The following is a 17,809-nucleotide window of genomic DNA, read 5'->3' as shown; positions in this document are numbered from 1 at the left end:
CCCTTTGTCGCCATCGGCGGACATGATACGGCGTCAGCGATTGGCTATGAACGCGACATGCTGATCTGGATCATCTTTGCAGCAATGACGGCAGCGGCGGTCTTCGCCTTGCTCTGGGCCCTTGGGCGCGGGGACGCGCACGCGTTTGCCGAGGTCGCCGATGCAAAGAGCCTCTATCGCTCCCAGCTTGCGGAAATCGACCGTGATTTTGGCCGCGGCCTGATCGGCGGTGCCGAGGCAGATGCCGCGCGCGCGGAGGCCGGGCGCAGGCTGCTGCGCGCGGCAGACGGCGAAGCTGGCCCCACGGGAGACAGCGAACCCGCGCTGCGTCGCCGGCGTGCAGCCTCGGCGATCGCGCTGTCCTGCGTGCCGCTCCTGGCTCTTCTGCTCTATGGCGCCCAGGGCTCGCCCGAGCGGCCGGATCAGCCCCTCTCGGCGCGGCTGAGATCGGACCCCTCTCAGGATTTTGCGCTCGCGGTTAGCCGCATCGAGGCTCATCTGGCAGCCAACCCCGGGGATGCACGGGGCTGGTCCGTCGTGGCACCGGTCTATTTGCGCCAGGGTCGCTACGACGAGGCGGCGCGGGCCTTCGCGGCGGCACTGGAGCATGGCGGAGCCAATGCCGAATGGCTGGCGGGCCTTGGCGAGGCGCGCGCGCTCGCGGCGGGCGGGGTGGTGACGGCCGAAGCGCGCCAGCCGCTGACCGAAGCGGTCAAGCTCGACGCCGGCAATGCCCGGGCCCGCTTCTTCCTGGCCATAGCCAAGGAGCAGGACGGGGACAATGCCAGCGCGATCGCGGATCTGCGGGCTTTGCTGGCCGAGGCCCCGGCCGATGCGACCTGGGTCGGGACGGTGCGCCTGCGCCTGGAGGGGCTGGAAGCTGCGCCTTCCACCGGCGCCTCGATTGCAGCCTTGCCGCGGGGCGAGCAGCAGCTCGCCATCCGGGGCATGGTCGATGGTCTCGCCGAGCGCCTCAAGATGGGCGGTGGCACCTTCGCCGAGTGGACGCGTCTGATCCGCTCGCAGGTCGTGCTCGGCGACAAGCCGGCGGCGCGAGAGGCGATCATCGCTGCCCGCCAGCGCTTCGTCGATGATGGTGCGGCGCTTGGCCAGCTTGATGCCCTGGCCGGAGAACTCGGATTGCGGGAGCCCGCACCATGACCGCTACGCAACCGTCGCGGGTGGTGGCACCGCGCCGCGGGATGAGCCGCAAGCAACGTCGCCTTGCCCTGATCGGCGCGGCGGGCGCAGTCCTGTGCCTTGCCGCCGGCCTCGTGCTCTTCGCCATGCGCGATACGATCGTCTTTTTCTACGGGCCGACGGAAATCACCGAGAAGGGACTTCAGCCCGGCACGCGCATGCGGCTCGGCGGTCTCGTCGAGACGGGGTCGGTATCTCGTGGGCCAGGCCAGCGCGTGACCTTCGCCATCACCGACAGCAAGACCACGGTCCAGGTGAGCTATGACGGACTCCTGCCGGATCTCTTCCGTGAGGGGCAGGGCGTCGTGACGGAAGGCGTGCTCGAGGCCGCAGGCCGGTTCCGTGCGGATTCGGTCCTCGCCAAGCATGACGAAACCTATATGCCGCGCGAAGTCGCGGACGCATTGAAGAAGCAAGGTCATTGGCAGCCCGGCGACGCCGGCGCGCAGAAGCCGCAGCGGTGAGGGCAGGATGATCGTCGAGATCGGACATTTCGCGCTGGCGCTGGCGCTGGGTGTCGCCGTCGTCCAGGCGCTCGTCCCTCTCTGGGGAGTCTCGCGGCGGGATGCGGCGCTGGCTTCAGTCGGTCCGACGGCGGCGGTGACCTGTTTCCTGTTGGTTGCCCTCTCCTTCGTTGCGCTCGTCGTGTCCTATGTGCGCTCGGACTTCTCGGTCGAGAACGTCGTCGCCAATTCGCATTCGGCCCAGCCGCTGATCTACAAGGTGACGTCAACCTGGGGCAATCACGAAGGCTCCATGCTGCTCTGGGTGCTGATCCTGACATTGTTCGGCGCGTTGGTCGCCTTGTCGCGCCGCTCTTTGCCGACGCGTCTCAGGGCCGGAACATTGGCGGCGCAGGGGTTCGTCACGGTCGCCTTCCTGGCCTTCGTGCTGCTGACCTCGAACCCGTTCCGCCGGCTCGATCCGGCGCCCGGCGAGGGCCAGGATCTCAACCCGATCCTTCAGGATCTCGGCCTCGCGATCCACCCGCCGCTGCTCTATGTCGGTTATGTCGGCTTCTCGATCACCTATGCCTTCGCGGTCGCCGCCCTGATCGACGGGCGCATCGATGCCGTCTGGGCGCGCGCCGTGAGGCCGTGGACGCTTCTGGCCTGGGTCTTCCTGACGCTCGGCATCGCGATGGGCTCCTACTGGGCCTATTACGAGCTTGGCTGGGGCGGCTGGTGGTTCTGGGACCCGGTCGAGAACGCCTCGCTGATGCCCTGGCTGGCGGGCACGGCGCTGATTCACTCCACCGTCGTGATGGAGAAGCGCGATGCGCTGAAGGTCTGGACGATCCTGCTCGCAATCCTGACCTTCTCGCTCTCGCTGCTGGGCACCTTCATCGTCCGCTCCGGCGTCCTGACCTCGGTGCATTCCTTCGCCAGCGATCCCGGGCGCGGCCTTTTCATCCTTGCGATCCTGGTCTTCTTCGTCGGCGGTTCGCTGGCGCTCTTCGCCTGGCGCGCGCCGCTGCTGCGGCAGGGGGGCCTCTTCGCTCCGATCTCGCGGGAGGGCGCGCTGGTCGTGAACAACCTTTTCATCGCGACCGCTTGCGCGACGGTCTTCATCGGCACGCTCTATCCGCTGGTGCTGGAGATGCTGACCGGCGACAAGATTTCGGTCGGCCCACCGTTCTTCAACGCCACCTTCGTGCCCGTGGTCGTGCCCCTCTTGTTGCTGCTGCCGATCGGCCAGACGCTGGCCTGGAAGCGCGGCGATCTGCTCGGTGCGGCACAACGCATGTCGGCTGCTCTCGCGCTTGCAGTCCTCTCCGGGCTTGCGGTCGTCGCGATCATGCGCGGGGGGGCCGTCCTGGCGCCGCTCGGCATCGGGCTTGGGGTCTTCCTCATTGCAGGCGCTGCCTGGGATATCGGGGAGCGCGTGGTGAGGCGTGCGAGCGGCGCCTCGGCGATGCTGTCACGCGCGCTCGGCCTGCCGCGCTCGGCCTGGGGCACGGCCTTTGCCCATGCCGGCGTCGGCCTCAGCGTGATCGGTATCGCGGCTGCCGCATGGAGCGCGGAGGGGATCGGCGTGCTGAAGCCGGGCGAGAGCCTGACCAGCGGCCGCTATACCGTGGTCCTGGAGTCGGTCACCCCGCGCAAGGGCTCCAACTTTACCGAGGATGTGGCGCGCTTCCGGATTTCTGCCGGCGACCGGCAGCTGCCGCCCGTCGAGGCGATGAAGCGGGTCTACACCGCGCGCGCCATGCCGACGACGGAGGCCGGCATTCGGACCGACGGCCTCAGCCAGGTCTATATCAGCCTTGGCGAGCCGCAGGGCGGCGGAATTGCCGTCAGGGTCTATGACAAGCCGCTCATCCTGCTGATCTGGATCGGTGCCGTCGTCATGGCTTTCGGCGGCGCGCTTTCGCTGACCGACCGGCGCTTCCGCCTCGCCGTGCCGCGGCCCGCTGCGACGCGCGCCGTCATCCAGCCGGCGGAGTGAACCCATGCGCCGCGTCCTTGCCTTGCTGATGCTCGGCCTGCTCTGCGCCAGCCCGGTCGGGGCGGTGCAGCCCGACGAGGTCCTGCCTAACGCTACGCTCGAGCAGCGGGCGCGGCAGATTTCCGGCGGGCTGCGCTGCCTCGTCTGCCAGAATCAATCGATCGACGATTCCGACGCGCCCCTTGCCCGCGACCTGCGCATCCTTGTGCGCGAGCGGCTGGTTGCCGGTGATACGGATGAGGCGGTGCGGGATTTCGTCGTCGCGCGTTACGGCAATTTCGTCCTGCTGAGTCCCCCCCTCAATATCCGCACGATTGCGTTGTGGGTTGCGCCATTCCTGATCCTTGCCTTCGGCCTTGCCTATCTCGGTCGGAAAAGCCGGCTGATGCGGACCCCGGCCGGTCAGAAGACGAAACCCCTGAGCGAGGACGAGCAGGCACGGCTTGATGCGTTGATCAGGCGGGACGGCAACTAGAGCATCGGCCCGAAAAGTGGGTTGCGGTTTTTGGGAAAGCCGATGCAAACACTGACGCCCAGGTCAGACGGAGATGCCGCACTGGCTCAGCATCTCGCCTGTTATGGCAGGACCCAGGTTGGCGCTCCAATTCACAACGCCGGTACGGATCGGTGATGGCCTGAACGTCGCGTTCTCAGCGAAGACCCGGGCGAAGCAGGCTGCTTGTCCCCGGAATACCCCCGCTGGGCTGCGATCCTCCTGCCCGTGAGATAGGCTCCACCCTGGGTTTGTGGCCCGGCATAGGTATTCCGGCGGCGCATGGGCCCGTCGTCCGCTCAACCTTACAAAACCGTCATCTCGGCGCGAAAACGAGGTAAGGCGCTGCCCGTCATGGTCACGACACCAAGCAGGGAATGCCCCTGCCGTCAGTCGCAGAGGTAAAACCATGACGACCCCCAACACCTCCAAGTCCATTCTCAAGCGCGGCGCCCTGATCGCTGGTGCGGCCACGCTGGGCATCGGCCTTGCCGCTGGTCTCGCCGATGGCGCTCTCATGCAGAACCACAGCGCCTTCGCCCAGCCGATCCAGCTCTCCGGCGTCCAGACCCAGCTTCCGTCCTTCGCGGACATGGTCGACCACGTGAAGCCGGCTGTCGTTTCCGTTCGCGTCAAGACCAGTGTCGCTGCTGCCTCCCCTGAGGACGGCGAGAGCGGCATCGAGGGCCTGCCGCCCGGCCACCCGCTCGAGCGTTTCCTCCGCCGTTTCGGTGAAGAGGGGCAGGGCCAGGGTCCGCGCCAGGGCAGGCCGCAGCCGCGTCAGGGCATGTCGCAGGGCTCGGGCTTCTTCGTCAGCCAGGACGGCTATGTCGTGACCAACAACCACGTCGTCCAGAACGCGACCGAGGTCCAACTCGTCACCGACACCGGCAAGACGCTTGCGGCCAAGGTCATCGGCACCGATCCGCGGACCGATATCGCACTGCTGAAGGTCACCGAGGAAGGCAATTATCCCTTCGTCCAGCTCTCCAAGGCGAAGCCGCGGATTGGCGACTGGGTGCTGGCTGTCGGCAACCCCTTCGGCCTCGGCGGCACCGTGACTGCGGGCATTGTCTCGGCCCAGGGCCGCGACATCGGCTCCGGTCCTTATGACGATTTCCTGCAGATCGACGCGGCCGTGAACCGCGGCAATTCGGGCGGCCCGACCTTCAACCAGAAGGGTGAGGTCGTCGGCGTCAACACCGCGATCTACTCGCCTTCGGGTGGCAATGTCGGCATCGCCTTCGCCGTTCCGGCTGCCACTGTCGAGAGCGTCGTCGCCTCGCTGAAGAAGGATGGCTCTGTCGCCCGTGGCTTCATCGGCGTCCAGATCCAGCCCGTCACCGCCGAACTCGCCGACGCGATCGGTCTCAAGGAGCCGCGTGGCGCCCTGATCGCCGAGGCGCAGGCCAATGGCCCCGCTGCCAAGGCAGGCATCAAGCGCGGTGACACGATCATCGCCGTCAATGGCGAGAAGGTCGCCGACGCCCGCGATCTCTCCAAGAAGATCGCGGTCTTCGCGCCGGGCACCAAGACGACCCTGACCGTGTGGCGCGAAGGCAAGGAGCGCGAGGTCAGCTTCGAGGTCGGCCGTCAGCCGGCCGCCTAAGCAAGGTTGGGCGGGTTCCTGGCTTTCAGTCGCCCCTGCCAGGTAAACCAGCCTTAACGCGGCAGGCCGGATGTACTCATCCGGCCTGCCGTTTTTCAGTGTCCTGAGGTAACCTGCCGTCATGCGACTCCTTATCGTTGAAGACGACGCCGAAGCGGCGGCCTATCTCGTCAAGGCCTTTCGCGAGGCAGGCCATGTCGCCGATCATGCTGCCGACGGCCTGCAGGGCTATGCCATGGCGGAAGGGGGCGGCTATGATGTTCTGGTGGTCGATCGCATGCTGCCGCGGCTCGACGGCCTGTCGCTGATCCGTTCGCTCAGGGAGCAGAACGATGCGACGCCGGCGCTGATCCTGTCCGCGCTTGCGCAGGTCGATGACCGCGTGAAGGGGCTGCGTGCTGGCGGCGATGATTATCTGCCGAAGCCCTATGCCTTCTCCGAGCTGCTGGCGCGCGTCGAGGTGTTGTCGCGGCGGCGTGCGGCTCCGGCCTCGGAGCCAACGACCTATCGTGTCGGTGACCTCGTACTCGACCGGCTGGCCCATCGGGTCACCCGCGGCGACAGCGAGATTCCGCTGCAGCCGCGCGAATTCCGCCTGCTTGAGTATTTGATGAAGCATGCCGGGCAGGTCGTGACGCGCACGATGCTGCTCGAAAATGTCTGGGACTATCATTTTGATCCGCAGACCAACGTCATCGACGTGCATGTCTCGCGGTTGCGTTCGAAGGTCGACAAGGGCTTCGAGCATCCGATGATCCACACCATTCGCGGCGCGGGATACATGGTTCGTGACACGACCCGCTGACATCGTCTCGCCGGGCTCCGGTGCGTCTCAGGCTCCGAAGAGGAAGCAGCGCTTCCTGCCGAACCTGTTCCGCACCACGGCCTTCAAGCTGACCGCGATCTATCTCGTCATCTTCGCGCTCTTCGCGGGGTTCGTGCTTGGCTACGTCGCCTGGAATGCCAAGCGCCTGCTGGACGACCAGATCCGTTCGACGATTGATGCCGAGATCCAGGGGCTCGCCGAGCAGCAGCGCCTGGGGGGCATCAGGCGCCTCGTCAATATCATCGAGCGGCGCTCGCGCGGGCCTGGCGCTTCGCTTTATCTCGTGACGACGCCGGTCGGTGAGCGCCTGGCCGGAAATGTCGAGGCCTTGCAGCCGGGCGCGCTCGACCGGCCTGGCGAGAGCGAGATCGAATATTCCCGCAGCAGCGACGCGCTTGACACGCCGAGCCGCGCCATCGTTCGGGTCTTCATGCTTCCTGGCGGCTTCAGGCTGCTCGTCGGCCGGGATCTGGAGGAGCGGGACCGGCTGGGAGTGGTGATCCGGCGGGCCGCCGGCTGGTCGCTCCTGCTGGTCTTCGTGCTGGGCTGCTTCGCGAGCTGGTTCGTGGCGCGGCGCGTGCTCAAGCGCATCGACGACATGACCGACACCGCGCAAACCATCATGGCGGGCGATCTCAAGGGACGGCTCGCGATCTCCGGCACCGGCGATGAGCTGGATCGGCTGGCGCTCAATCTCAATGCCATGCTGGACCGGATCGGCGAGTTGATGGCCGGCATGCAGGAGGTCTCGGACAATATCGCCCATGACCTCAAGACGCCGCTGACGCGCCTGCGCAACCGGGCAGAGGAGGCGCTGCGCACCGCTCAGTCGCCGGACGAACTCCGTGGCGCACTGGATGCGTCCATCGACGAGGCGGACAATCTGATCCGCGTCTTCAATGCGCTCCTGATGATCGCGCGGCTTGAGACGGGGCGGATCAATGACAGCATGGCCGAGCTCGATCTCTCGGAGGTCGTCTCGGGTCTCGCCGAGCTCTACGAACCGTTGGCGGAGGAGGCGGGGCTTGAGATCGTCACCGAGGTCACGCCGAACCTGCGCGTGTCGGGCAACAGAGAGCTGATCGGCCAGGCGCTCGCCAATCTGATCGACAACGCCCTGAAATATGGCAAGCCGACAGGGGACGCGGTCCCGGTCGTGCGGGTTGCCGCCGGGGTGGTCGGAGAGCAGATCGAACTTACCGTCGCTGATCATGGGCCGGGCATTCCCGAGGCCGACCGCGGTCGCGTTCTCGAGCGCTTCGTCAGATTGGATCAGAGTCGCAGCAAGCCCGGCTTCGGCCTCGGCCTTTCGCTCGCGGCCGGCGTTGTCCGGTTGCATGGTGGCCTGATCAGGCTCGAGGACAATGCGCCGGGCCTTCGCGTCGTCATGCTGCTGCCGGAAGCGCCGCGCAAGCCTGTGGAAACAGCCGGGGAAGGAGCGCTTCCCGCCTCGACAGCGCAGGCGAACCCTGCTGGCCTCCAGTCGGTTTGAACGGCGGGGTTATGCAATGGACGGGCAGCTTTGCGAGAGAGTATCGAGCGCGCCTGTCCTGCCGGCGCGGGCCAAGATCGACGCGCTCATCGCGCATGATCTGATCGATCGTCTGCGGGACGAGGACCTCGCCCAGGCGCTCGCCGCTCATTTCGCCGGACATCCGCGTTCGGCCGAACTCGTCGCCGGCCTGCTGGCGCATTCGCCCTTTCTCGCGCAGGTCATGCGGCTTGATCCCGAAGGGCTGCTCGCCTCGCTGACATTGGCGCCGGAAGCGCGCCGGGACGCTCTGCTCAGTGCTATCCAGGCTCTAGGTGCCGCCGCCGAATGCGAGATGAGCGAGCTGATGCGGGGCTTGCGGCGCTTTCGCCAGGCTATGGCGCTGCTCGTGGCGCTCGCCGATATCGGCGGCCTCTGGGATGTCGAGACGGTGACAGCCGCCCTGACCGCAACGGCTGACGTGGCGGTGCGGCTGGCGGTTGCGCATGCGTTGCGGCAGGCGGCCGACCTTGGCCGGATGACCCTGGCCGATCCAGCCGATCCCGGGCCGGGCTCCGGACTCGTCGTTCTCGCGCTCGGCAAGCACGGCGCCGGCGAGCTGAATTACTCCTCCGACATCGACATCGTCGTGTTCTTCGATCCCGAAGCGGCCGAGGCCGCCGGCGTCGCCGAGCCGTCGAGCTTTTTCGTCAAGCTGACGCAGCAGGTCGCCCGGATCATCCAGGAGCGTACGCCGGACGGTTACGTCTTCCGCGTCGATCTCAGGCTGCGCCCCGATCCCGGCTCGACCCATGTCGCCGTCGCGCTGCCGACCGCCTATTCCTACTATGAGACCGTCGGTCAGAACTGGGAACGGGCGGCGATGATCAAGGCGCGCCCCGTGGCGGGCGATCTCGCGCTTGGGCACCGCTTCATCGGCGATCTCGCCCCCTTCATCTGGCGCAAATATTTCGACTTCGCCGCGATCGCCGACATCCACGCGATGAAGCGCCAGATTCAGACGGTGAAGGGCCACGAGACCGTTGCGGTCGCCGGCCATAATGTGAAGCTCGGGCGCGGCGGCATCCGCGAGATCGAGTTCTTCGTACAGACGCAGCAACTGGTCTTCGGCGGCCGGCGCCCGGCTTTGCGCGGCGCGCGAACTCTCGACATGCTGGCCGAACTGACCCGCGAAGGCTGGATCACGCCTCAGGCGCGCGACGAACTCGGGGAATCCTATCGCTTCCTGCGCACGATCGAACACCGCCTGCAGATGCGCAATGACGAACAGACGCAGACGCTGCCGACGCAGAAGGCCGATCTCGAGGCCTTTGCCCGTTTCTGCGGCTATCCCTCGACGGCCGCCTTCGGCAAGGCCCTGACGGCTCATGCCAAGCACGTCGAGGGCCATTATGGGCTGCTGTTCGAGGAGGGGCCGAGCCTGGCGAGCGAAGCGGGCACATTGAGCTTCACGGGCACCGAGCTCGATCCCGACACGCTGGAAACGCTGGGCAAGCTCGGCTTCCGCGCCCCCAAGACCGTGGCAGAGACCGTGCGCGGATGGCATTTCGGCCGCCGCGCCGCCGTCACCAGCGCCCGCGCCCGTGAGGTCCTGACCGAGCTGACGCCGGCGCTGCTCGTGGCGCTTGGCCGCACGGCCGATCCCGATGGTGCGCTCGCCCATCTCGACAACGCCTTTGTGCGGATGCCGGCGGCTGTCGAACTGCTGACCCTGCTACGTTCGCATGGCTCGCTGCTGACGATCTTCGCCGAAATTCTTGGCAGCGCTCCCCGCCTGGCCAAGGTCGCCGCCCTCCACCCGCATGTGCTTGATGGCGTCATCGACCCGGCCTTCACATCATCCGTGCTTGATGGCGAGGCGATCGCGCGGCGCATTCGTGCAGCAGTCGGCACACCGCCGCCCAGCGTGGAGGACGGACTCGATCGACTGCGCGATGCGGCCCGGCAGGAGAACTTCCTCGTCGGGGCGCGGCTGCTTTCGGGCGTCTATGCTGCCCAGCAGGCGGGACAGGCCTATTGCGCGGTGGCCGACGCCTGCCTGTGCGTTGCCTTCGACGACACCAAGACGGCCTTCGGCGAAGATCATGGTGTGATCGAGGGGGCGGAAACTGTGGTCCTCGGGCTCGGACGGCTCGGGGCCGGCGAGTTGACGCCGTCTTCCGATCTCGATCTGATCCTGCTCTATGACCGGCCGGCATCGTCCGAGGCCAGCACCGGGCGCAAATCGCTCGATCCTGTCACCTGGCATATCCGCTTCACCCAGCGCCTCGTTGCCGCCCTTACCGTGCCGACGCGGCGTGGGACGCTCTATCAGGTCGACATGCGGCTGCGGCCCTCTGGCAACAAGAGCCCGGCGGCGACCCAGTTCGCCGGTTTCGAGGCCTATCATGGGGGCGAAGCCGAGATCTGGGAGGAAATGGCGCTGACCCGAGCCCGCGTCATCACCGGCGATGCTGCGCTTGCACGGCGCACTGAAGCGGCGATCGCGGCCATCCTGAGCCGCCGGCGCGAGCCGGCCAAGGTCGCTGCGGCGGTTGCGGATATGCGGGCGCTGATCGCCAGGGAGAAGGGTGAAAGCGATCCATGGGATCTCAAGCTCGCCGCGGGCGGGCTGACGGACCTGGATTTCCTGGCTCAGTTCCTGATCCTGGCTCACGCCAGCGGTCATCCCGGACTTCTGGTGCGAGAGACCGCGTCCGTCTTCGTCGCTGCGCGCGAGGCCGGGCTGCTCACGCAGGGCGATGCCTCGGTTCTCGTGGAGGCGCAACGCCTGATCGGCGACGTGCAGCTCTGGCAGCGCTTCACGGTTGAGGAGGCCTTCGATCCGAAGGCGGTGCCGGATCGTGTGCTACGTCGGATCGCGACGGCGGTTGGGCGGCCGGACGCCAAGGTGCTGCGCGCAGAACTGGACGAAACGCGTAGCGCCGTGCGCGGGATCTTCAAGCGCGTGCTGGGCGCAGCCCGTCAGGGCTGAGGCAACCTTACGCAGCCTGGGCGCTGATGCGCCCGGCGCCCCCGTTCAGGGGCAGATGCACCATCACGATCGTGCCGGCGCCGCTGGTCGAGCGCAGGCGCAGCGAGCCGCCATGGAGCTCCGTCAGGGACCGGGCAATGGCGAGGCCGAGGCCGGAGCCGCCATGGCTGCGGATCAGCTCGCCCTCCACCTGCTCGAAAGGCCGGCCGATGCGATCGATCTTCTCCTTCGGGATGCCGATGCCGGTATCCTCGACATAGATGTTGAGCGCGTCCGGCACCTGCCGCGTGCGGATGGCGACGCGCCCGCCGGTGGGGGTGAACTTGATCGCGTTGTCGAGCAGGTTCTGGAGGATCTGGTAGAGCGCATGCGGATCGGCGACGAGGTGCAGGTTCTTGGCTCCCTCGACAGTCAGGGTGAGATCCTTGCGCGTGATCTGCTCCTGGGCCTCATGGACGGCCTCGGCGACGACCAGGTCGACGGCGACATCGGAGGCTTCCAGCCGGCGCTTGCCGGATTCCAGCCGCGACATGTCGAGGATGTCGTTGATGACCCCGAGCAGATAGCCGCCGCTGGTCCGGATGTCGCGGACATATTCGACATAGCGTTCGCTGCCGAGGGCACCGAACATGCCGTTCTCCATGATCTCGGAGAAACCGATGATGGCGTTGAGCGGCGTGCGCAGCTCGTGGCTCATATTCGCCAGGAATTCCGACTTGGCGCGGTTGGCGCTCTCGGCGGCGGCCTTCTGCTCGAGATAGCGCTCGGCGAGGTCGGCGAGTTGCTGCGCTTGCGCTTCGAGTTTCTGGCGTGAGGCCTTGAGATTGGTGACGTGCATCAGGAGTTCATGCTCGGACTGGGTGAGCCGCTCTTCCTGCTGCTTCAGCGTGGTGATGTCGGTGCCGACCGAAACCGAACCGCCATCCTTGGTGCGGCGGCCATTGATCTGGAGCCAGCGGCCATCGGAGAGGCGCGCCTCATAGGAGGTGCCGTTCTCGCGGGAGTGGCGGGTCGGCTCGCGGTCGATATTGGGCTGGGCGCTGAGGCTCATCACCTCTTCATGGCTGACGCCCCTGCGGACGGCGTCGGCGGGAAGCTGGTGCAATTGCTGATATTTGGCGTTGCAGAGCACGAGCCGGTTATCCGCGTCCCAGAGCACGAATGCTTCCGAAATGGCCTCGACGGCATCGCGCAGGCGGGCATCGGCTGTCGCGGTCTGCTCGGCCATGCGGCGTTGCTCGGAGATGTCGACCGCGATGCCGACGAGATGCTGCGAATGGGTGCGCCGGTCGGTGACCAGCTCGGCGCGGGCCTTGAGCCAGACCCAGCCGCCATTGACGTCGCGAACCCGGAATTCCTGGTCGAGATGGTCGGCCTCGCCGCGGCTGATCGCGTCGGCGAGCGCGTAGAGATCGACATCCGCCGGATGGATGAAGGCGTTGACCTCGCCGAAGGACATGAAATCGCCGGCACGATCATAGCCGAGCATCGCATACATCGAGTCCGACCAGTAGATGCGGCCGCGGGCCAGATCCCAGTCCCAGAGGCCGCAATGGCCGCGGTTGAGCGCGGTGTCGATGCGCTCGCGCACACAGTCGCAGTCCTCGTCGGCAGCACGGGCGCGTTTCGACTGCATCAGGAAGGCGACGGTGAGCGTTCCAAGGACCAGCGCGGCGGAGCCGAACAGGATGTTGAGCGCACGGCTGCGCTCATTCCAGAGCGAGAGCACCCGCGACGCCGGTTGCAGCACCGCAACCTGGCCGAGCGGGGCGGCGAGGTTGCGGACCGTCGCGAAAGTCTCGAGGCCGCCTGGGAGGACGATCTTCATGACGCCGGCGCGGTCGCCGAACACGGTCAGGGGCTGGGTCTGGCCAAGGAAGTCGATCAGCGTGCGGCGGGCCTGTCCGATCACCGGCTCGCTGGCAATGACCTGCCCGCTGGCATCGCTGACATGGACGAGACGGCCGTGTGAGGACAGGTGCTTAGTCGCAAGAGCGGCAAGAACAGTCGCAGGTGCCGCATCGATCTTTGTTGCGATGTCGAGTTCTCGCGCGATCAGTGCCGCGACGAGGTCAAGGTCAGATATCGCATCCGACAATGCATCATCGCGCATTGCGGAGGTCTGGATATAGGCGCCGGCACCGAAAAGAACGAAAAATCCGAGGACGAGGGCAGGAATGACTTTGCGAAAGGTCGGCTCAGCCTTCTCAAACCGCTGATAGAGCGGATGAGTCAGCGATCTTGCGACACCCAGAATCGTGCCTGCGCGCGTTGCCGCGCAGGTCGCGTTCGCACGCGCCATGCCCGTCCCCCTTCGGATAACAGTACCGTCAGTAAGATCGGGAGACGTGCCGCATCCCCTCGAATCACCGTCAGTTGAATCCGACCGAATCGGTTTGTCTAGCCTTGAGTTGAATCAGGGTCTCAGATTTCGCCTTATGGTTGTAGTAATTCATAGAATGAATCTTGTGCGGGTAATAAATCGTTAATGAACCGGACAGGCGGCGCGTGCCCCGCCTCTCAGGCGAGTGCGCGCTCCGCGATATCGGCGACGTCCCGCGACAGATTGGGGGTGCGTGACACCATGGTGAGGGCCGCCTGAGCGAGGCCGCGGCGGCCGGATTCCAGCGTGCGCCAGGTCTTGAAGGAGCCGAGCAGGCGCGAGGCGATCTGGGGGTTGGTCCGGTCGAGGGCGACCACGATGTCGGCGACGAAATCGTAGCCGGCACCATCGGGGCGGTTGAACTGCGTCAGATTGGCGGCGAAGCCGCCAATGAGCGAGCGGACGCGGTTCGGGTTGCCGAGCGAGAAGGTCGGGTGCCGCATCAGTTCCTTGACGCGGCCGAGCGTGCCGGCTTCGGCGATCAGGGCCTGCGCCATCAGCCATTTGTCGAGCACCAGCGGCTCAGCCGCATAGCGCTCTCCGAAGCGCCCGATCAGGGCTTCGCGAGCGTCGCCGGGGATCAGCGTCATGGCGGCGAGTGCCGCGAGCCGGTCGGTCAGGTTGTCAGCGACGCTGAACTGGGTGTCTGCGAGGCGCGCGCTGGTTTCGGGGGCGCCGATGGCCAGCAATCCCAGCGCCTCGTTACGCAGCGCCCGTCGCCCGGCTGCCGTGGCATCCGGCGAATAGAGGCCCTTCACGTCCAGCGCGTCGCGCAAGCTCGAAAGCCTGTCCGCCAGTGCCTCACCGATCTTGGCCGAGAGCGTGCGGTGGGCCGCATGGATCGTATCGGGATCGACATCCCTGCCGATCTCTCGGGCGATATCGGCGGCGGCTGGCAGGCGCAGCACCTGGGCGGCAAAGGCAGGGTCGGCCAGCGCGTGATCGCGCAGGAAAGCGTCGAGCGCACCGGCGAGTTCCGTCGCCTTGTCCGCAAGCCCGGCCGCACCGAGGGCCCCGCGCCCGGCGCTTGTCAACGCGCGCGTCGCGACCGTTTGGAGCGCCTGCCAGCGATTGAAGGAATCGCTGTCTGCAGAGAACAGGCGCAGCAGATCAGTGTCCGCGAGATCGAGCTCCAGCCGAGCTGGTGCCGAGAAGCCGCGCAGCAGCGAGGGGATCGGCGCTTCGTCCAGGCCCGTGAAGGTCACGGACAGCGACGGCTGGTCGAGGACGATGAGGCCGTCGCCCGCATAGGCGTTCGAGCCGCTGCGGAGCGGCAGGTCGCCGGCCTTGCCGACGAGGCCGAGCGCGATCGGCAGCGCCACGGGCGCTTTCTCGGGCTGGCCGGGGGTCGGTGGCGTGCTCTGGGCGAGGTCGAGCGTATAGCTCCTTGCAGCGGCGTCGTAGCGGCCGGAGGCGACGATCGTCGGGGTGCCGGCCTGTTCGTACCAGCGGGCGAAATGGCTGAGATCCTGGCCCGAGCTCTCGGCGAAACAGGCCAGAAATTCCTCGATCGTCGCGGCGGTGCCATCGCAGCGCTCGAAATACAGGTCCATGCCGCGCTTGAAGGCCCCGTCGCCGATCAGGACCTTGAGCATGCGGATCACCTCCGCACCCTTCTCGTAGACGGTGGGCGTGTAGAAGTTGTTGATCTCCTTGTAGGCGCGCGGCCTGACAGGGTGGGCGAGGGGGCCTGCATCCTCGGAGAACTGGGTTGCGCGCAGGGTGCGTACATCGGCGATGCGCTTCACCGGCCGCGAGCGCTCGTCGGAGGAGAATTCCTGATCGCGGAAGACGGTGAGCCCTTCCTTCAGGCAGAGCTGAAACCAGTCGCGGCAGGTGATGCGGTTGCCGGTCCAGTTGTGAAAATACTCGTGCGCGATAATCGCCTCGATGCTGGCATAATCGCCATCGCTGGCGGTCTGAGGGTCGGCCAGCACATATTTGTCGTTGAAGATGTTGAGGCCCTTGTTCTCCATCGCGCCCATGTTGAAATCCGACACGGCGACGACGTTGAACACGTCGAGATCATAGTTCCGGCCGAAGACGCGTTCGTCCCAGCGCATGCAGCGCACCAGCGAGTCGAGCGCCCAGCCGGCGCGGCCGCCCTTGCCGGGCTCGACATAGACGGCGAGCTCGACCTTGCGACCCTCGGCGGTGACATAGTCCTCGCGGACATGATCGAGCGTGCCGCCGACCAGGGCGAACAGATAGGCCGGCTTCGGATGAGGGTCGCGCCAGACTGCGAAATGCCGGTCGGTGCCGGCGACATCGCCGGTCGCGACCCGGTTGCCGTTCGAGAGCAGGACCGGAGCCTCGGCCTTCTTTGCCTCCAGACGCACGGTGTAGACCGACATCACGTCAGGGCGGTCGAGGAAATAGGTGATCCGGCGGAAGCCATCCGCCTCGCATTGGGTGCAGTAGACGTTGGACGAGCGATAGAGCCCCATCAGCTTGGTGTTGGCCGAGGGATTCAGCACCGTCTCGATCGTGAGGGTGAAGCCGCGCTGCGGTGGCGCGAGCACGGTCAGTCCCTGGGGCGTGGCGCTGTAGGCTGCCTCATCCAGCGTCGTGCCGTCGAGCTTGAGCGAGACCAGCGCAAGTTCGTCCCCGTCGAGGACCAGTGCCGATCCGGGCTGGCCCGCCGGATTCGGCCTGAGGCCAAGCTGGGCACGCACCTTCGTTTCATGCGCATCGAGAACGAAGTCGAGATCGACCGTGTCGATCAGCCAGTCGGAGGGACGATAATCCTCGAGACGGATCAGGGGGGTATCTTCGGCGCGCATGGACAACCCTGGCGAAAACGACATCTGAGCCTTGTCTGTAGCCCGAGCCCCCGTCCGCTGAAAGTCCGTGCGCGCTGATCAGGCGGGCTGGGGCAGATGCGCAGGCTCGGCATGGCTGACCAGCCGGCAGACCTGCGGGCGCGCGATCCGGACGGCGCGCTCGATCGCGTCGACCGCAGCATGGACCGCGGCGACATCGAGCGCCGGATCGACGCGGCAGTGATAATTGACCACGAGGCCGTTCGGCGTCTGGCGCACGCGGACGCTGTGGATGTCGTGGATCGGGCCGTCGAGCGCCGCAGCCTCCTTGGCAAGCGCCTTGCCGATGTCCTCCACCGCATCCCAGGCGGCATTGTGGCCCGGCGGCGTGCCGGTTTCCATCGGCTCGATATGAGTCTCGACCTCGGTCTCGCCGCCGAACTCGGCCCGGATCGCAGTCTCGAGCCGGGTTGCGATCTCATGTGCCTCACCGAGCGGCAACCGGGAATCGACCTCCATATCGAGGCTGACCGAGAGCCGGTCGCCGATGCTGTGCACGGTGACGTGGTGGACCGGGATCTTGAGCTTGAGCGCGATCAGCAGAACCCGTTCGAGCGCGGTCTCGTCATCGACCTGGATCGGGTTGGCGGTGACGGTGATCTCGGCCCCTGGCTCGACCTCGCGCAGCGCCAGCACGAGCGCATCCTTGATGGCGACGACGCGGTCGAGCGGGAGCGTCCGCGAGACGCGAATTCCGATTTCGCCATGCGTCTGGCCGCCCGAGGGCCGAACCTTCAGCCATTCCACCGCGACGACGCCGGGCACGGCCCTGGCTGCGGCGCTCAGGCGCTCGCTCAGCCCGGCGGGGGCGGCGTCGAGCAGGGTATTGATCGTGCGGCGTCCCAGCTTGAAGGCGGAATAGGCCATGAAGGCCGCGATCGCGAAGGCGGCGATCGTGTCGGCCCGTCCAAAGCCGAACCAGGCAGCAATGAGGCCGACGAGAACCAGGGCCGAGCCGACGAAATCCGCCGAAAAATGGGTCGCCTCGGCCGCCAGGGCCTCGCTGCCGGTTTCTGCCGCGACCTTGCGCAGCGAGTGCCAGCGGATCGCGTCGACGATCATGGAAAAGAGGATGACGCCGAGCACGATGGGCGTGACTACAACGGCATCGACCGCGCCGCTCCACAGCCGGCTGATCGCCTCCCAGAGGATCGCCCCGGCCAGCGTGAAGAGGATCGCGGTCTCGACCAGCGCCGCCAGCGCCTCGACCTTGCCATGGCCGTAATGGTGCTCCTCGTCGGCCGGCTTGTCGGCCGCCCGCACCGCGAACCAGGTGAACAGCGTCGAGCCGATATCGATCAGCCCCTGCAAGGCGTCGGTCAGCAGGGCGAGCGAGCCGGAGAGGATCGCAGCGATGCCTTTGGCGCCGGTCAGCAGGAGTGTCGCCATCACCGACAGCAAGGCAGCGCGCTGCTTGATGCTGGAAATTGTCGCGGCGTCGGGGCGTCTCGTGTCCACGTCTTGCGTTCTCGTCATGGCCCGCCTCGCGCGCCGCCTCTTGGAAAGCAGAGCCTCTGGCCCGATTTAGGAGCGAGATCAACCCGGCCGAACAAGGGGAGCCC

At 66.7% G+C, this 17,809-nt stretch carries 10 protein-coding genes and 1 pseudogene; 8 read left to right on the top strand and 3 right to left on the bottom strand.

Annotated elements, in window-relative coordinates; genetic code table 11:
- The first annotated feature begins 57 nt into the window (after positions 1–57).
- The 8 genes and pseudogenes from ccmI to FG93_RS27530 all read left to right on the top strand — a co-directional run bounded on the left by ccmI (position 58) and on the right by FG93_RS27530 (position 11,042).
- Positions 58–1,161, top strand: coding sequence for a c-type cytochrome biogenesis protein CcmI (gene ccmI / locus FG93_RS27565; RefSeq protein WP_043241151.1), 1,104 nt, complete (start codon positions 58–60; stop codon positions 1,159–1,161).
- A gap of 41 nt (positions 1,162–1,202) precedes the next feature.
- Complete coding sequence (gene ccmE / locus FG93_RS27560) at positions 1,203–1,664, top strand: cytochrome c maturation protein CcmE (protein WP_043241579.1); 462 nt, start codon at positions 1,203–1,205, stop codon at positions 1,662–1,664.
- Between the two features lie 7 nt (positions 1,665–1,671).
- On the top strand, positions 1,672–3,648 hold the full coding sequence (locus FG93_RS27555) for a heme lyase CcmF/NrfE family subunit (protein WP_043241148.1): 1,977 nt from the start codon (positions 1,672–1,674) through the stop codon (positions 3,646–3,648).
- Between the two features lie 4 nt (positions 3,649–3,652).
- Complete coding sequence (locus FG93_RS27550) at positions 3,653–4,123, top strand: cytochrome c-type biogenesis protein (RefSeq protein ID WP_043241146.1); 471 nt, start codon at positions 3,653–3,655, stop codon at positions 4,121–4,123.
- 427 nt (positions 4,124–4,550) lie between these two features.
- A pseudogene (locus FG93_RS27545) lies at positions 4,551–5,732 on the top strand (trypsin-like peptidase domain-containing protein); the annotation flags it as partial.
- Between the two features lie 139 nt (positions 5,733–5,871).
- Positions 5,872–6,555, top strand: a complete 684-nt coding sequence (locus tag FG93_RS27540; RefSeq protein ID WP_043241143.1) for a response regulator transcription factor — start codon at positions 5,872–5,874, stop codon at positions 6,553–6,555.
- Between the two features lie 55 nt (positions 6,556–6,610).
- Positions 6,611–8,068: an ATP-binding protein gene (locus FG93_RS27535; RefSeq protein ID WP_152579680.1), complete on the top strand. Its 1,458-nt coding sequence runs from the start codon at positions 6,611–6,613 to the stop codon at positions 8,066–8,068.
- Positions 8,069–8,084: 16 nt separating this feature from the next.
- Entirely contained in the window at positions 8,085–11,042 is a 2,958-nt protein-coding gene (locus FG93_RS27530) for a bifunctional [glutamine synthetase] adenylyltransferase/[glutamine synthetase]-adenylyl-L-tyrosine phosphorylase (protein WP_043241140.1), read from the top strand.
- 7 nt (positions 11,043–11,049) lie between these two features.
- Here the strand turns inward: FG93_RS27530 and FG93_RS27525 are convergent, their stop codons facing one another.
- The 3 genes from FG93_RS27525 to FG93_RS27515 all read right to left on the bottom strand — a co-directional run bounded on the left by FG93_RS27525 (position 11,050) and on the right by FG93_RS27515 (position 17,723).
- Positions 11,050–13,344, bottom strand: a complete 2,295-nt coding sequence (locus FG93_RS27525) for a PAS domain-containing sensor histidine kinase (protein WP_043241137.1) — start codon at positions 13,342–13,344, stop codon at positions 11,050–11,052.
- Positions 13,345–13,562: 218 nt separating this feature from the next.
- On the bottom strand, positions 13,563–16,208 hold the full coding sequence (gene pepN, locus FG93_RS27520) for an aminopeptidase N (protein WP_043241135.1): 2,646 nt from the start codon (positions 16,206–16,208) through the stop codon (positions 13,563–13,565).
- Positions 16,209–16,286: 78 nt separating this feature from the next.
- The gene (locus FG93_RS27515) at positions 16,287–17,723 is read right to left on the bottom strand and encodes a cation-efflux pump (protein ID WP_043241132.1); all 1,437 of its coding nucleotides are present in this window, start codon (positions 17,721–17,723) and stop codon (positions 16,287–16,289) included.
- Positions 17,724–17,809 lie beyond the last annotated feature (86 nt).

The sequence above is a fragment of the Allobosea sp. LC85 genome, assembly GCF_000735605.1.
Taxonomy (GTDB): domain Bacteria; phylum Pseudomonadota; class Alphaproteobacteria; order Rhizobiales; family Beijerinckiaceae; genus Allobosea.
Note: the sequence above shows the minus strand (reverse complement) of the source record. Positions and strands in the feature narration are given on the sequence as shown.

What these genes read in the sequence shown, in the direction of transcription:
- ccmI (WP_043241151.1), top strand. Translation starts at nt 58, where the DNA reads ATGCTGATCTGGATCATCTTTGCAGCAATGACGGCAGCGGCGGTCTTC.
- ccmE (WP_043241579.1), top strand. Translation starts at nt 1,203, where the DNA reads ATGAGCCGCAAGCAACGTCGCCTTGCCCTGATCGGCGCGGCGGGCGCA.
- FG93_RS27555 (WP_043241148.1), top strand. Translation starts at nt 1,672, where the DNA reads ATGATCGTCGAGATCGGACATTTCGCGCTGGCGCTGGCGCTGGGTGTC.
- FG93_RS27550 (WP_043241146.1), top strand. Translation starts at nt 3,653, where the DNA reads ATGCGCCGCGTCCTTGCCTTGCTGATGCTCGGCCTGCTCTGCGCCAGC.
- FG93_RS27540 (WP_043241143.1), top strand. Translation starts at nt 5,872, where the DNA reads ATGCGACTCCTTATCGTTGAAGACGACGCCGAAGCGGCGGCCTATCTC.
- FG93_RS27530 (WP_043241140.1), top strand. Translation starts at nt 8,085, where the DNA reads ATGGACGGGCAGCTTTGCGAGAGAGTATCGAGCGCGCCTGTCCTGCCG.
- FG93_RS27525 (WP_043241137.1), bottom strand. Translation starts at nt 13,344, where the DNA reads ATGGCGCGTGCGAACGCGACCTGCGCGGCAACGCGCGCAGGCACGATT.
- pepN (WP_043241135.1), bottom strand. Translation starts at nt 16,208, where the DNA reads ATGCGCGCCGAAGATACCCCCCTGATCCGTCTCGAGGATTATCGTCCC.
- FG93_RS27515 (WP_043241132.1), bottom strand. Translation starts at nt 17,723, where the DNA reads ATGACGAGAACGCAAGACGTGGACACGAGACGCCCCGACGCCGCGACA.